Here is a 15,053-nt window from a genome sequence, read left to right as displayed (position 1 = left end):
CAGGCGGGAGACGATCAGTATGTCTGCCGTCGGCGGCCGTCCGACGCCCCACCCGTACCCCGAGGAGCCCTCCCGTGCACCGTCCCCCCAGCGCCGAGGCCGAGATCGCCGCCGAACTGGCCGAAGTGCGCCCCGCGCTCCTGCCCCGGTACACGGCCGCGCTGCCGGGGGCCAGGGCCGCGGTGCTGACCCGGCTCTGGCGGGCCCTGGCGTACGAGCCGCTGGCCTGGGTGAACGGCCGGGACGCCGGCGGGGACGGGCTCGTCCTGCGGCTGGGGGACGGCCGCCGGCTGGACGGCCCGCGGGCGGACCCGTACGCCACCGCTACCTACGTCACCTCGGTGCGGCTGGACGGGACGGTGTACGACGATCCGGTCCGGCTGCTGACGGACCTGGCCGTACCGCACGGAGGGGCGTTCACCTCGGAACTCGGACACAGCGTGGCCTCGTTGGCCCTCGCGCGGGCCGGGCGGGAATCTCACCCGGAAGAGTGGCCCGAGCACGACTGGGAGTGGGAGCAGCGGGTGGTGGACGGGCATCCGTTCCACCCCAACTGCCGTTCCCGGCCCGGATTCTCGGTCGCCGAGCAACTGGCGTACGGGCCGGAGCACCGGCCGGTCGTGTCGCTGGCGCGGGTTGCCGTACGGGCGGACGGGTGCCTGGTGACGGGCGGGTGGCCGGACGAACTGCGGGACGGGGAGCGGCTCCTGGTCCCGGTGCACCCGTGGCAGGCCGAGCATGTGCTGAAGCGGCCGTACGAGGACTGGGTGGACGCCCATCCGCTGATGGCGCTCCGCACGCTCGCCGTACCCGGGGGGCCGCATGTCAAGACGGCGCTGAGCGCGCGGCTGACGTCCTCGGTGCGGGACATCTCGGAGTACTCCGTGGGGATGTCGGCGACGCTGTCCCGGTTCGCGGAGGACCTCGGTGAACGGCTGGACGGGCTGGTGCACTTCACGCGCACGCTGGGGGCCGTGGCGGCCGGGTCGGCGGATCTGGCGGCGGTGCTGCGGGAGCCGCCCGGCCGGTACGCGGGGCCCGGCGAACGGGTGGTGCCGGTGGCGACCCTGCCCGGTACCGGCCTCCCCGCGTCGGGCGCGTGGCTGGCGGCGTTCGCACGGCTGGCGCTGACGGCGGGGCTGCGGCTGCTGGAGACGGGCGTGGCGCTGGAGGCGCACGGGCAGAACCTGCTCGTCGTGCTGGCCGCGGACGGGTCGCCGGTGCGTCTGGTCTACCGCGACCTCGCCGACATCCGGATCAGCCCGGCCCGGCTGGCGCGGCACGGCGTCCCGGTGCCCGACCTGACCGGACGGATCGTCACCGACGACGTGACGGCCCTGCGCCGCAAGCTGTTCGGCTCCCTGGTGGCGGGGGCGCTGGCGGGCACCGCGGGTTCGGGGCCGGCGTTGCGCGCGGCCCTCGCGGCGGCCGTACCGGACCTGCCGGTGACCGTTGATCTGGCGGCCCTGCGCGAGGAGGAGCTGCCCACGAAGGCGCTCACCCTGATGCGGCTGTCGCCCGGGGTGGCCGGCGACCAGTGGACGGCCCTGCCCAACCCGCTGCGGACGGACGTGTTCTGACCTCGTTTTGGAGCGGGCCGTCCCCGGTCACTAGGATCCGCCGATGATCATACGAACACGGTTGGCGGCCGGGGCGTGCGCCCTGCTCGCCCTGCTCGCGGCCGGGGTGGCGTTCCCGGCCGGGGCGGTCGCCGACGAGGTGAGCGCGACGGCGCCCAAGGTCGATCTCGTCCTGGACGTGAGCGGCTCGATGCGGGCGCGGGACATCGACGGCCAGTCGCGGATGGCCGCGGCGAAACAGGCGTTCAACGAGGTGCTGGACGCCACGCCCGAGGAGGTGCGGCTCGGCATCCGCACGCTCGGCGCGAACTACCCGGGTGACGACCGCAGGACGGGCTGCAAGGACACCGCGCAGCTGTACCCGGTCGGCCCGCTGGACCGCACCGAGGCGAAGGCGGCGGTGGCCACCCTGTCGCCGACCGGCTGGACGCCGATCGGCCCGGCGCTGCTGAAGGCGGCCGAGGACCTGGACGGCGGCGAGGGCTCCAAGCGCATCGTGCTCATCAGCGACGGCGAGGACACTTGCGCGCCGCTCGACCCGTGCGAGGTGGCGCGGGAGATCGCCGCCAAGGGCATCGGGCTGACCATCGACACGCTCGGCCTGGTGCCGAACACCAAGCTGCGGCAGCAGCTGAGCTGCATCGCCGAGGCGACCGGCGGCACCTTCACCTCGGTCGAGCACACCGAGGAACTCACCGACAAGGTGAACCAGTTGGTGGACCGGGCGGCCGATCCCGTGGTGACGCCGGTCGCGACCGACGGCGCGGACCGCTGCGAGAAGGCGCCGGCGCTGAAGTCCGGTCTCTACACCGACCGCGAGGAGTTCGGGCAGCAGCGCTGGTACCGGGTCGACGTGCGTCCCGGCCAGGAGCTGCGGGCCTCGGTGAGCGTGGCGGCGGACCGGGCGGTGAACCCGTCGTACGGCGTGCTGGTGCGGGCCGTGACGGTCAAGGGCCGGGAGATCGTGCGCGGCGAGGCGGCCGGGACCGGCCGCACGGACGTCGTGTCGGCCGGTCTTCGCTATCCGAAGGCGGAGGCGGACGACGACGAGGACGCCCCGGCGGAGACCGTGTGCCTGCAGGTGACGCACTCCTTCTCCGCGGGCGCCGGGGTGAAGACCGCTCCGGGTCTGCCGCTGGAGCTGACGGTCGACGTCGTGGACGGGCCGTCGCCCGCGCGGGACGTGGCCTCCTTCGGCCTCGGGCGCGGCTGGTGGCTGCTGGGCGCCCTGATCCTCGCCGGCTTCCTCGCCGGTCTCGTCTGGGGCTGGCTGTCGCGCTGGCGCGTCGCGGTCTGGAGGACCAACTGATGCGGATGACACGAGTGCTGGGCGCGGCCCTGCTGACCCTGGGACTGGCGGCGGCGCCCGCCGCGGCGGACTCCTCGCCGTCGCCCGGAGCGTCCGGGGACGCTGACGCGCCGACGCGGGCGGGCACCTCGTTCCGTACGGCGACCGAGATCGAGCAGGGGCAGACCGCCACGGCGAACGCCTCCACGGGCGACTACCTGTACTGGTCGTTCCCCGCGGACACCGGTCAACGGCCGACGGTCGAGGCGACGGTGAAGCTGCCGGCCGAACATGCCGCCGAGACCTGGCAGATCGACGTGTACGACGGTCTGCGGCGCCGCCAGGCGTGCCGGTTCGGGGCGCAGACGCGCACCGCGGCGGCCGGTGCCGCGCAGGTCGAGCTGGCGTGCGCGCTGCGGACCGTGCGCGGCTGGTCGGAGCCCTGGGACGGCGACCCGCTGCCGGGCACGTACTACGTGCGGCTGACGGCGGTGGACGTGCCGACCTCCGCGCTGGGGCAGCCGGTGAGCGCCGAGGTGCGGGTCGGCTCGCAGGACGCCGGCGGGGCGGCGGCGGTCGACGGTTCGCTCGCGCAACCGCTGGTGCCGGGCGCCGGGGTCACCCGGGACGACGAGGAGGAGTCCGGCGAGGAGGCGCTGCTCGCCAGCCTCGAACCCGATGACGGCTGGGCGTCGGGCTGGTGGTCCGACCGCTGGGTGTGGACGGGGCTCGGCGGTGTGCTGGCCGCGCTCGCGGGCATCGGCGGGTACGCGCTGACGCGCGGTGCGGGGCGCCCGCCGAGGGTGCCGCCGTCGGCCTGACGGCACGTCATGACCGGTCATGGGGCCCGCCGTACAGCGCGTACGGCGGGCCCCCCGGCGTTCACCGGTCGAGGAGCGCCTTGGCCAGGGTGCCGTCCCCGGTGACGGTGGCTCGGCCGTCCCGTACGACGTCGGTGAGGCTCGTCTCGCCGCGCGCCAGGGCCGCGCAGGTCGCGGAGTCCAGGACCAGCCGCGCGTCGGGCTCGCGGGGGGCGGGTCCTTCGCCGTAGACGGGCCCCTCCGCGGCGCCGACGTGGAGGTGGAAGTCGCCTTCTTCCAGGCGTACTTCGAGCAGCCCCTCGCCCTCCAGGGACGACAGCAGCGGCAGCGCGAACCAGTGCGCGCGGACCGCGTCGGTGGGCCGGCGCTCGCCCAGCTCGGACCGGCCCCACTCCCCCAGCGCCTGCAGCACCGGCAGCAACCGCCTTCCCCTCTCGGTGAGTTCGTAGACGTAGGCCGCGCCGGGCGGGGGGAGCCGGCGACGGGTGCTGAGGCCGTCGCGCTCCATGTCCTTCAGCCGCGAGGCCAGCACGTCCGTGCTGACCCCGGGGAGGTCGGCGTGCAGGTCGGTGTAGCGCCGCGGACCGGCCAGCAGCTCCCGGACGATCAGCAGGGTCCAGCGGTCGCCGACGGCGTCGAGCGCCCGGGCGGCGGAACAGTACTGGTCGTAGCTTCGGCGAGGTGACATGCGACGCAGTCTAGACACGTTGTTGGACTTTCCAAGCTCGCACTTGGTAAAACCAAGCAACACACGAATCCGGAGGGGCGAGCGCGCATGGAGTTCCGGCAGTCGAGCAAGCTGAGCGAGGTCTGCTACGAGATCCGCGGCCCGGTGATCGAGCACGCGAACGCGCTGGAGGAGGCGGGCCACAGCGTGCTGCGCCTCAACACCGGCAACCCCGCCCTGTTCGGGTTCGAGGCGCCGGAGGAGATCCTCCAGGACATGATCCGGATGCTCCCCCAGGCGCACGGCTACACGGACTCCCGCGGCGTCCTGTCCGCCCGCCGGGCCGTGGCGCAGCGCTACCAGACCCTGGGCCTGGAGGTCGACGTGGACGACGTCTTCCTCGGCAACGGCGTCTCCGAACTCGTCTCCATGGCCGTACAGGCCCTCCTGGAGGACGGCGACGAGGTCCTGATCCCCGCGCCGGACTTCCCCCTGTGGACCGCGGTGACGAACCTCGCGGGCGGCAAGGCGGTGCACTACCTGTGCGACGAGCAGTCCGGCTGGTACCCGGACCTCGACGACATGGCCGCCAAGATCACCGACCGCACCAGGGCCGTCGTCATCATCAACCCCAACAACCCCACGGGCGCGGTGTATCCGAAGGAGGTCGTCGAGGGCATCCTCGATCTGGCCCGCCGGCACGGCCTGATGGTCCTCGCCGACGAGATCTACGACCAGATCCTCTACGACGACGCCGTCCACCACTCGGCCGCCGCCCTCGCCCCCGACCTGGTGGTCCTCACCTTCTGCGGTCTGTCGAAGACCTACCGGGTGGCGGGCTTCCGCTCCGGCTGGCTGGTCGTCACGGGCCCGAAGCAGCACGCCCGGGACTACCTGGAGGGCCTGACCATGCTGGCCTCCATGCGGCTGTGCGCCAACGCGCCCGCGCAGTACGCCATCCAGGCCGCGCTGGGCGGCCGGCAGTCCATCCGGGACCTGACCGCACCCGGCGGCCGGCTGCGCGAACAGCGCGACGTGGCCTGGGAGAAGCTCAACGAGATCCCCGGCGTCTCCTGCGTGAAGCCCAAGGGCGCGCTCTACGCCTTCCCGCGGCTGGACCCGAAGGTGCACCGCATCCACGACGACGAGAAGTTCGTCCTGGACCTGCTGCTGCGCGAGAAGATCCAGGTGGTCCAGGGCACCGGCTTCAACTGGCCTTCCCCCGACCACTTCCGCATCCTGACGCTCCCCTATGCCGACGACCTGGAGGCGGCGATCGGGCGGATCGGGCGGTTCCTGAGCGGCTACCGCCAGTAGGAGGGAAGGTTCGCGGATTCGCGGTCGCGGGGAACGGGGATGCCATAGAGTGCCGCCACCGATCACGAAGGCCAGGGGATGGGGGACCCCGGAATGAGACCGTCCGGCTTACGCGGCCGTCCGCTCCTTCTCGTCGCGCTTCTGCTGGTCGTGGGCAGCCCCTGGGTGCAGCGACCGCTGAGCGAGTACTACTGGGAGCTCTACCTGAGCGGCGGCTCCCAGCCCTGGCCGCTCGCCTCGGCGTTCATGCCCTCCTGGGGCTACTCCCCCGACCAGTACGCGGGCGTTCCGTATCTGATCACCAACGACCTCCACGCCCTGCTGCTGATCGCCGGGATCGTGCTGGTCCCGGCCCGGCTGCCCGCCCGGTTCCCGGCGTGGCTGCGCCGGGTCGGGGGTGCCGTGCTGGTGTCGTTGGTCCTGCGGGTGCCGGTCTGGGCGCTGCCCGGGCTGTTCCGGCCCGAGCGCCTCGCGTTCGAGCAGTCCGCGGAGGCGCTGCGGCAGCTGCTGCGCCAGGGCCTCCTCTTCGGTCTCGCGGCCGGTGTGCTGCTCGCCCTGCTCTCGGCAGGACCGTCCGTCCCGTTCCCCGGTGCCCGGCCGGCGCCGGCCCGTCGCAGGAGAGAGGGAGGAACCGGCATGAAGACCGGTCCGGTCCACATGCCCGTCGGCAGCGCACCCGGTGACGTCACCCGCTATCTGTGCACAGCCGCCTACGTCGACGAGCAGTTCGCCGACCGGGTGGTGGAGGAGGTGCTGGCGGACGAGGCCAGTGCCGTGGCCCCCTCCCCCGACGTCGACCTCGTGGCCGTCGTCCGCCACTGCCTGACCGCGCGGGATCTCCGCCAGCGGCGGGACCTGCGGCTCTCCGGCGCGTTCGCGCTCGTCGGCGTGTTCGCCCCGCTGTGGGTGCTGTTCTCCCTGGTGCTGCTGTCGACGGCCCGGCGCACCGGCGCCCGCCCGAGTCTGGCCACCCGCGGGCACCACCAGCCCGGGAGCCGGGTGCTGATCGGCACCGGCGTCTCCGCAGCCGTCATGGTGCTGGTCGCCTTCTACGTCGGCTACGGCGTCTCGGCGACACCGGTGTCCGGGCTCGCCGCCTGGCTGCTCGGCGCGTACGGGGGCGGCGTGCCCGCCGTCCTGGCGTCGCTCGCCGCCGTCGCGTTCGCGTGCGTCACGGCCGTGCGCCACGACCTCGCGGTCGACGGGCTGCTGCGCACCACGATGACCCGGGAGGCGTTCCCCCGGCAGCCCCGCCCCACCGTGCCGCGCCACAAGTGGATCGCGGACCGGCTGACGGCGATCAGGGAGGCGCAGAGCGGCAACGTCACGGTGTACAGCGGGTACTCGCCCTTCATCGGCTACGCGGGTTCAAGCTCCAAGTGGTCGATCGCCGTGCCGCTGCTGCCCGCCGACGACACCGGAGGCGTGAAGGCGCGTCCCGCCGTGCCGGAGCCCTTCACCGCCACCGACCTCGTCGACCATGTGCGGGAACGGCTGCGCACGGTCGCCGAGCGCGGCACCGAGGACGGCGCGGCCGACGACGGCGCGGACACGCTGCGCTCCCTGTACGTCGAGGACCGCGTCCTCGTGAGCGGGACCGCCATCGGCGACGACGAGCGGTTCACCAGCGGCACCGGTCTCGCGCCGGTCGCCCGGCTGTCACCGCCCGAGGTCGACCGGATCGTCGAGCGCCCGGCCGGCGCCGTCCGCCACCATCTGGCCGTCCATGTGCCGCTGTGGGGCGGGGACGTGGTGCCGAGCGTGTTCCTGCACTTCTCCGCCGCGGGCCGCACCCTGCACCTGCACTGCGACAACCACGTCCTCGGGCCCGTCCGGGCGGACTACCACGTCGTGGACCGGCTGCGCGGCGGACTGAGCGACGACGCCCGGCGCGGCCTGCTGATCACCGCGCTGTCCCGCACCGGCCCGGCGTTCCTCGCGGCCCCGTTCCGGGCGGTCCGGCACGCCCGCTTCGAGACCCGGCACCACCGGCGCACGATGGACGAGCTGAAGGCCATGGAGCAGGACCCCGTGTTCGACTTCGGCGCCCGGGTGAGCGTGCGCGAGATGGCCCTCAGCCCCGACTACCACAACTACTTCCAGGTGGTGGACTCCGCGCGGATCATCGCCCTGGTGGAGCGTCACACGCTCGCCGCGCTGCGGGAGTTCCTGGACTCGCGCGGCTACGACATCACCGACTTCCGCGCCCAGCAGCAGACGATCCTCAACCAGGGCGTCATCCAGCAGGGCGGCATGAGCTTCGTCGGCAACCAGGCGGTCGGGGCGGGCGCCAGCGCCACCCAGACCGTCCCGCGGCAGACCGGCCCGGCCGCCGTGAGCGGCGGCGGTACCGAGAAATAGGAGAGCGACGGCATGCGTCACGAGGACGGACCCCAGGACCCACCCGTCAACAACGGCATCGTCATCAGCGGCGGCACCCACTACGTGGGCAACCAGGCCGTCGGGCACCGGGCGCAGGCGTTCTCCGGTTCGGTGTCCTTCCCGGCCCAGGACCCCGCTCAGACGGCCCGTACGGCCGAACTTCTCGCGCAGGTCGAGCGGTTGCTGCGCGAGCACCGGGAGGCGCTGGCCGACCCCGACGCCACCGACCGGGAACTGCGGCGCCTGCGGGAGGAGCTGGAGGAGGAGGCACCGGAGCCGTCGGTGCTGCGGCGCGCCCTGGACCGGCTCACCGCGTTCGTCGAACCGGTGGCGCCGCTCGTCACGGCGGTCGGCCGGCTCGCGGAGTCGGTGCAGGCCCTTCCCGGGCCCTGAGCCCCGTCGTCCCGTCCGCCCGGGACGACCGTCCGGCCCAGTCCGCTGCGCGGGCCCCGGCCGCCGTGTGGCAGGGTTCAGGCAGGCGAGCGGGAAGGGTGCGCGGTGGGTGAGGTCTTTCTGGTCCGGCACGGCGAGACCGAGTGGTCGCGGTCCGGGCGGCACACCGGTTCGACGGACGTGCCGCTGACCGAGCGCGGCCGCGAGGAGGCCCGCCGGCTGGTCCCCCTGGTCCGCTCGCACCGGATCGGGGCCGCGTTCGCCAGTCCGGCGCAGCGGGCCCGGGAGACGGCCGAGCTGATCGGGCTGCACGACGTGCGCGTCGACGTCGACCTGCGCGAGTGGGACTACGGCGGCTACGAGGGTGTGACGACCGTCGAGATCCAGCGGGAGCGGCCGGGCTGGTTCCTGTTCACGGACGGGGTCGCGCCCGGCCCGCCGGACCACCCCGGCGAGAGCCCCGAGGAGGTCGGGGAGCGCGCCGACCGGATGCTCGGCAAGGTCGACGCGGCGCTCGCCAACACGGAGGGCTGTGTGGTCCTCGTGGCCCACGGGCACTTCCTGCGGGTGCTCACCGCCCGCTATCTCGGCCTGCCGCCCGGCGACGGGGCGCTGTTCCAGCTGGCCACCGGGGCGCTGTGCCGGCTCGGCACCGAACACGGCCGCCCGGTGATCACCGGCTGGAATGTCAGACCCGGGTCGTAGCCTTCCGGGCGAAGGGGTGCGGCGTCCCGCGCGGGCGGGCGCCGTGCCGGACGCCCGGGGAGGAGCACGCCGTGACACGACCGCCGACCGCCGCCCAGCGGCGGCTCATCGACTCCGCCGACCCCGTCACGGGGCGGCTCAGGGGCACCCCGGCCCAGCTCGCGGCGCTGGTGGGGCGAGGTCTGGCCTTCCGGCACCCGCGCCCGCCGCACGACCACTTCCTGACCCCGGCGGGACACCGGCTGCGGACACCGGAGCAGGCGGAGGCCGAGGGTGCGACCCCGCCCGGGGCCGGGCAGGCGGAAGCGCCCGGGGGCGGGCGGGTCTTCGCCGCGCGGATCGGCGGGGAGGAGCGGCCGGAGGGCGGCCCCGCCCGCGCCCGTGAGGTGCACAGCGCCTGGCAGGGCCTGATGGAGCTGCGCCGGATGACCAACCCGGACGGAGTGGTGGACCGGCCGTGCGCCTGGGAGCGCGGCCATCTCGTGCAGGCCGCAGCGCTCGCCCTGGAGGCCGCCGGGCACCGGCCCGCCGAGGGGGACGGCGAGGACGGCTACCGGGTGCGGGCCACGCCCCAGCCGGACGCGGTCGCCGTGCGCGCGCCGGACGGCGCGCGGCTGCGGGCCTGCGCGGCCACACTGGAAGGGGCGGGCTGGCAGGTCGGGGAGCACACCGAGCCGCGCACCCGGGCGCGTTATCTGCTGGCGTCCCCGCGCAGGGCGTGAGCGGCGTGCCAGGATCGCTGCAACAGGCATCGACCGTCGAAGGGGTAGCAGTGAGCGAGCCGTTCTCCGTCCGGATCACCGTCCGCGGATACGAGACCGACGTGCAGGGTCACGTCAACCAGAGCGTGTACATCAACTACGCCGAGCACGCCCGCTGGTCGCTGCTCCAGGCCGCCGGGATCACCCAGTCCGGGCTGATATCGAAGGGGGTGGGCCCGGTCGCCCTGGAGACGACCATCCGCTACCGGCGCGAGCTGCTGGCCGGTGACGAGGTCGACGTGACGTGCGTGTTCGAGTGGACGGGCGGCAAGACGTTCCGCATCCGGCAGGACATGGTGAAGACGGACGGCACGGTCGCCGCCGAACTCACCGCGGTGGGCGGCCTGCTGGACCTCAAGGAGCGCCGGATGGTCGCCGACCCGCAGGACTACTTCAAGGAACTCGCCACGGATCCCGGCCTGTTCGGGATCTGACGGCGCCCGGTCGACACCCCACCGAACAGATTCGTCGACACGACGTCAGATTCGAGCACAACCATTCGCATACCCCGCGGGTCACACCATGCAGGAGCAACCAACTCCAATGGACACCAGGGGGAAATATGCGATACGCACGTTCTGTCCTGTCCACCGTGGCGCTCGCGGCGCTGACCGTCGGCGGCACGGCCGCCCTCGCGGCACCCGCCTCCGCGGCACCCAACACCACCCCGCAGAAGGTCTGCGGCAGCGGCTACAAGACGGTGAACTCGGCGCCGGTGGGCTCGCTCGGCACCGTGTACCTGACGTACAACTCCAGCAACGGCAAGAACTGCGTGGCGACCATCCGCAACACCCCGGGCACCGCCCAGGACATGTCGGCGTGGATCTACGTCAACGGCACCGACGAGTACGACGAGGACTACGGGTTCTACACCTCGTACGCCGGGCCCACCTACGTCTACGGCAAGGGGTACTGCGTGGACTGGGGCGGCCAGATCAAGAACGTGTACGTGCAGGTGACGGGCTCCAACTGCGGTTCCCTGATGAAGGAGAGCCGGGTGACCTTCACCCGCTGATGCGGCACCGGCAGGGCCGCGCGCCCCGGCGGGACTCCTCGTCCCGCCGGGGCGCGCGGTGTGTTCCGCCGGGGCTCAGGAGCGCGCCGGCGCCCGGGTGAGCTCCTGTGCCGTCTCCATCGGGTGGGTCACGTCCTCGGCGTCACGGCCGCCGCGGCCCAGGTGGTTGAAGACCAGGTTCAGCAGCACGGCGGCCACACAGCCGGTCGAGATGCCCGAGTCGAGCACGATCCGCGCGGTCACCGGGAAGGCGTGGTAGAACTCCGGCGCCGTGATGGGGACGATGCCGACGGCCAGCGAGACGGCGACGATCAGGACGTTGTTGTCCTTCTCCAGCCCGGCCCGGACCAGGGTCTGGATGCCGCTCGCGGCCACGGACCCGAACAGGACGACGCCCGCGCCGCCGAGCACCGGCCGGGGCACGACGGCGATCAGCGAGGCCGCCATCGGGCACAGGCCCATCAGCACCAGGAAGCCGCCGCCGGCCGCGACGACGTACCGGCTGCGGATCCGTGTCATGGCGACCAGCCCGATGTTCTGGGCGAACGCGCTGCACATGAACCCGTTGAAGAGCGGGCTGAGCGCGGAGCCGAGGGTGTCGGCGCGCAGCCCGGCCGCGATGGTCCGCTCGTCGGCCGGACGGTCCACGATCTCGCCCAGCGCCAGCATGTCGGCGGTCGACTCGGTCATCGACACCACCATGACCACGCACATCGAGAGGATCGCGGCCAGCTGGAACTGCGGGGCGCCGAAATGGAACGGCGTCGGGAAGCCGACGACGTCCGCGTCCGCGACGGGAGTGAAGTCGGTGACGCCGAACGGGATCGCGAGCAGGGTGCCGGCGACCAGGCCGAGCAGCACGGCGATCTGCTTGACGAAGCCGGTGGTGAAGCGGCGCAGCAGCAGCACGATGAGCAGGGTGCCGCCGGCGAGCCCCAGGTTGGTGGGCGAGCCGTAGTCGTGGGCGGCCGGGTCGGGACCCTGGGCCCAGCCGAAGGCGACCGGCAGGAGCGAGATCCCGATGAGGGTGATCACGGTGCCGGTGACCACGGGAGGGAAGAAGCGGACCGCCTTGCAGAAGACGGGGGCGGCGAGGAAGCCGAGGAGCCCGGCGACGATGACGGCGCCGAAGATGATCGGCAGGGCGTCGGCCTTGTCGCCGGTGGAGGCGACGATCGCGGTCATCGGGGCGACACCGGCGAAGGTGACGCCGTTGACGAAGGGCAGCCGGGCGCCGATCTTCCAGACGCCGAGCGTCTGGAGGAACGTGGCGAGGCCCGCGGTGAACAGGCAGGCGCCGGTGAGGAAGGTCAGGTCGGTGGCGGAGAGGCCGATGGCCGCGCCGACGATCAGGGGTGGGGCGACGACGCCCGCGTACATGGCGGCCACGTGCTGGAGGCCGGTCGTCGCCATCTTGAGCGCGGGGAGTTTCTCGTCAACGGGGTGGTCGGCCACGGCGGCTTCCCTCCGGTCGGTTACACGGCCGCGCGGAACGGCTGCCGTGGGTTTCAGGGAGGTGGTGCATGGTCGTGCGGGACCAGTCGTACGGGGGGACGGTGGACCGTGTCCGGGGCGCGCGCGTGCGCACGCCCCGGCGACGGCCGCCCCGGGACCCGAGGGTCCGGAGCCGCCGGCCGGGAGCCGTCCCTCCCGGCCGGAGTTCATTCGCCCTGCGACAGGGCGCGTTACGGTGCGGCGATCTCGGCGAGCCGGCGCGCCTCGTCCCGCGTGGAGCGGGCGATGGCGTCCTCGTCGGCGGTGAGCAGCCGCCCGTTCTCGACGATCTGGCGGCCGTTCACGAAGGACGCGGTGACGGGGGCGGCCGCGCCGAACACGAGGGCGGTGACCGGGTCGGCGATGGAGGCGTGGGCGAGGGTGTCCATCCTCCACAGCACGAGGTCGGCGAGCTTGCCGGGTTCGAGGGAGCCGATCTCGGCGGCGCGGCCGAGGACCCGGGCTCCGCCGTGGGTGCCGAGCCGCAGGGCCTGCCGGGCGGTGAGGGCGGACTCGCGGTGGGCGCCGAGGCGGTTGATGAGCAGGGCGTTGCGCAGTTCGGTGTGCAGTTCGCCGGACTCGTTGGAGGCGGTGCCGTCGACGCCGAGGCCGACCGGGACGCCGGCGGCCAGCATGTCGGGGACGCGGGCGATCCCGGCGGCGAGGCGGGCGTTGGAGGACGGGCAGTGCGCGACACCGGTCCTCGTGCGGGCGAAGGCGGCGATGTCGGAGTCGTTCATGTGGACGCAGTGCGCCATCCACACGTCCTCACCGAGCCAGCCGGTGGACTCGAAGTAGTCGGTCGGGCCCATGCCGAACAGCTCGTGGCAGAACTTCTCCTCCTCCACGGTCTCCGAGCCGTGGGTGTGCATGCGCACCCCCAGGCGCCGGGCGAGTTCGGCGCCCTGGCGGAGCAGTTCGGTGGAGATGGAGAACGGGGAGCAGGGGGCGACGGCGACCTGGGTCATCGCCTCGAAGGAGGTGTCGTGGTACTGCTTCACGGTCTCCTCGGTCGCGGCGAGCGCGCCCTCGAGGGTCTCGACGGCGAAGTCCGGGGGCAGTCCGCCGTCCTTCTCGCTGCGGTCCATGGAGCCGCGGGCGAGGGTGAAGCGCACGCCCATGTCGCGGGCGGCGCCGATGATCGCGCCGGACAGGTCGCCGGAGCCCTTCGGGTAGACGTAGTGGTGGTCCATGGCGGTGGTGACACCGCCGCGGGCCATCATCGCGAGCGAGCCCTGCGCGGCGGCGCGGACCATCCGCTCGTCGATGCGCGCCCAGGTCGGGTAGAGGGCGACGAGCCAGTCGAAGAGGTTGTGGTCGGTGGCCAGGCCCCGGGTGATCCACTGGTAGAAGTGGTGGTGGGTGTTGACCAGGCCGGGGGTGACGAGGTGCCCGGTGGCGTCGATCCGGCGGACGACGTTCTCCAGGCCCTCGGGGGCGCGGCCCGCGCCGAGGGACTCGATGCGGTGGCCGGCCAGGACGACGTGTCCGGTGTCGTACTCGGTGTCGTGCGCGTCGACGGTCGCGATCGAACAGTTCTCGATGACGATGCGCTGGGCTGCTGCCATGGTGCGTCCTTTGCGCTGTGGAGAGAGGGCACGGCAGGACCCCGGGAGTTTGAGTGCCGCGGCCGGCGGGCCCGCGAGGCCCGGCCCGCCGCCCGCGGGTGCCGAAGGTGGTGCGTCGGTCTACAGGTTGGTGAGGTCCGCGGGGATGCGGGCCTCGCTGCCGTCCCGCAGGACGGTGGCCTCGATCAGGCCGTAGGGGCGGTCGGCGGCGAAGTACACGGCCCCGTCGGCGGTGTCGTTCTTCAGCCCGAACGGCTCCAGGTCCACCAGGAAGTGGTGCTTGTTCGGCAGGGAGAAGCGGACCTCGTCGATCTCGGCGCGGTTCTCGATGATGCGGGCGCCCATCTCGTACAGGGTCTGCTGCAGGGAGAGCGAGTAGGTCTCGGCGAAGGCGCGGAGCATGTGCTGCCTCGTCTGCTCGTAGGACTCGTCCCAGTCGGGCGCGGGCTGCTCGCCGTCGGTCCAGTTGAAGCGCCAGCGGGCGGAGACCTCGGTGGCCAGGATGCGGTCGTGGGTCTCCTGGAGCGTCGTGTACTTGTCCTTGACGTACCCCCAGAATTCGGAGTTCGTCGAGTTCAGCACGACGAGGTCCTTCAGGCCCGAGACGACCTCCCAGCTCTCGCCGTCGAAGGTGATCTGGGTGAGGCGGGTCTCCTGGCCCTGGCGGACGAAGGAGTGCTTGATCTCCTCGCCGTCGGCGCCGGTGCCCTCGATCCGCTCCCAGGAGTACTCCTCGATGCGGATGCGCGCCCGGTGGATGGGCTCCTGGCTGGTGACGAAGTGCCGGGCGAGGTGGATGCCGAACTGCTCGGCGGACTCGATGCCGTGCTCCTTGGCGAACGCGAACACCGTGTTCTTGGTGGTGTCGGTCGGCAGGACGTTGGCGTTGGAGCCGGAGTGGTGGACCTCGTCCATGTCGCCGGACAGCGCGACGGAGACGTTCAGGTCCTTGATGTGGTGGGTGGTGCCGTCCCGCGTGATCCTGACGACTCGGTTCTCGGCCTTGCCGTACTGGTTCTGTCCCAGAAGCACAGGGCGGGCAGGGCTGGAATGGGCGGTCAT

The 15,053-nt window shown here is 72.9% G+C and carries 14 protein-coding genes; 10 read left to right on the top strand and 4 right to left on the bottom strand.

Annotated elements, in window-relative coordinates:
- The first annotated feature begins 74 nt into the window (after window positions 1-74).
- The 3 genes from ADL34_RS13970 to ADL34_RS13960 are packed head-to-tail and all read left to right on the top strand — an operon-like array spanning window position 75 to window position 3,689.
- A complete protein-coding gene (locus ADL34_RS13970) occupies window positions 75-1,580 on the top strand; it encodes an IucA/IucC family protein (protein ID WP_062666934.1) in 1,506 nt (501 codons plus the stop codon).
- Window positions 1,581-1,623: 43 nt separating this feature from the next.
- Window positions 1,624-2,889, top strand: a complete 1,266-nt coding sequence (locus ADL34_RS13965) for a VWA domain-containing protein (RefSeq protein ID WP_062666932.1) — start codon at window positions 1,624-1,626, stop codon at window positions 2,887-2,889.
- The gene (locus ADL34_RS13960; protein ID WP_062666930.1) at window positions 2,889-3,689 is read left to right on the top strand and encodes a hypothetical protein; all 801 of its coding nucleotides are present in this window, start codon (window positions 2,889-2,891) and stop codon (window positions 3,687-3,689) included. The genes ADL34_RS13965 and ADL34_RS13960 overlap by 1 nt, the downstream gene beginning before the upstream one ends.
- Before the next feature lie 61 nt (window positions 3,690-3,750).
- Here ADL34_RS13960 and ADL34_RS13955 read toward each other — a convergent pair whose 3' ends face one another.
- On the bottom strand, window positions 3,751-4,377 hold the full coding sequence (locus ADL34_RS13955; protein ID WP_062666929.1) for a winged helix-turn-helix transcriptional regulator: 627 nt from the start codon (window positions 4,375-4,377) through the stop codon (window positions 3,751-3,753).
- Between the two features lie 87 nt (window positions 4,378-4,464).
- Between ADL34_RS13955 and ADL34_RS13950 the strand changes: the two genes are divergently transcribed.
- The 7 genes from ADL34_RS13950 (at window position 4,465) to ADL34_RS13920 (ending at window position 10,929) form a co-directional block, all read left to right on the top strand.
- The gene (locus ADL34_RS13950; RefSeq protein ID WP_062666927.1) at window positions 4,465-5,673 is read left to right on the top strand and encodes a pyridoxal phosphate-dependent aminotransferase; all 1,209 of its coding nucleotides are present in this window, start codon (window positions 4,465-4,467) and stop codon (window positions 5,671-5,673) included.
- A gap of 93 nt (window positions 5,674-5,766) precedes the next feature.
- Entirely contained in the window at window positions 5,767-8,034 is a 2,268-nt protein-coding gene (locus tag ADL34_RS13945) for a hypothetical protein (protein WP_234375015.1), read from the top strand.
- Between the two features lie 12 nt (window positions 8,035-8,046).
- A complete protein-coding gene (locus ADL34_RS13940; RefSeq protein ID WP_062666918.1) occupies window positions 8,047-8,448 on the top strand; it encodes a DUF5955 family protein in 402 nt (133 codons plus the stop codon).
- A gap of 105 nt (window positions 8,449-8,553) precedes the next feature.
- On the top strand, window positions 8,554-9,153 hold the full coding sequence (locus tag ADL34_RS13935; protein ID WP_062666916.1) for a histidine phosphatase family protein: 600 nt from the start codon (window positions 8,554-8,556) through the stop codon (window positions 9,151-9,153).
- 71 nt (window positions 9,154-9,224) lie between these two features.
- A complete protein-coding gene (locus tag ADL34_RS13930) occupies window positions 9,225-9,875 on the top strand; it encodes a hypothetical protein (RefSeq protein WP_062666914.1) in 651 nt (216 codons plus the stop codon).
- Between the two features lie 50 nt (window positions 9,876-9,925).
- A complete protein-coding gene (locus ADL34_RS13925; protein ID WP_062666912.1) occupies window positions 9,926-10,348 on the top strand; it encodes an acyl-CoA thioesterase in 423 nt (140 codons plus the stop codon).
- 128 nt (window positions 10,349-10,476) lie between these two features.
- Window positions 10,477-10,929 (top strand): hypothetical protein, encoded by a 453-nt coding sequence (locus tag ADL34_RS13920; RefSeq protein WP_062666910.1) that lies wholly within the window; start codon window positions 10,477-10,479, stop codon window positions 10,927-10,929.
- 75 nt (window positions 10,930-11,004) lie between these two features.
- Here ADL34_RS13920 and ADL34_RS13915 read toward each other — a convergent pair whose 3' ends face one another.
- From ADL34_RS13915 to pucL, 3 genes are all read right to left on the bottom strand, one after another.
- Window positions 11,005-12,384, bottom strand: coding sequence for a nucleobase:cation symporter-2 family protein (locus ADL34_RS13915; RefSeq protein ID WP_062666908.1), 1,380 nt, complete (start codon window positions 12,382-12,384; stop codon window positions 11,005-11,007).
- 230 nt (window positions 12,385-12,614) lie between these two features.
- Window positions 12,615-13,991, bottom strand: a complete 1,377-nt coding sequence (locus tag ADL34_RS13910) for an 8-oxoguanine deaminase (RefSeq protein WP_062666906.1) — start codon at window positions 13,989-13,991, stop codon at window positions 12,615-12,617.
- Between the two features lie 120 nt (window positions 13,992-14,111).
- Window positions 14,112-15,053: a factor-independent urate hydroxylase gene (gene pucL / locus ADL34_RS13905; protein WP_062666904.1), complete on the bottom strand. Its 942-nt coding sequence runs from the start codon at window positions 15,051-15,053 to the stop codon at window positions 14,112-14,114.

Source organism: Streptomyces sp. NRRL WC-3605, from assembly GCF_001509795.1.
Lineage (GTDB): Bacteria > Actinomycetota > Actinomycetes > Streptomycetales > Streptomycetaceae > Streptomyces > Streptomyces viridochromogenes.
The sequence above is the reverse complement of the archived record's forward strand: the minus strand, read 5'-3'. Positions and strand labels throughout refer to the sequence as shown.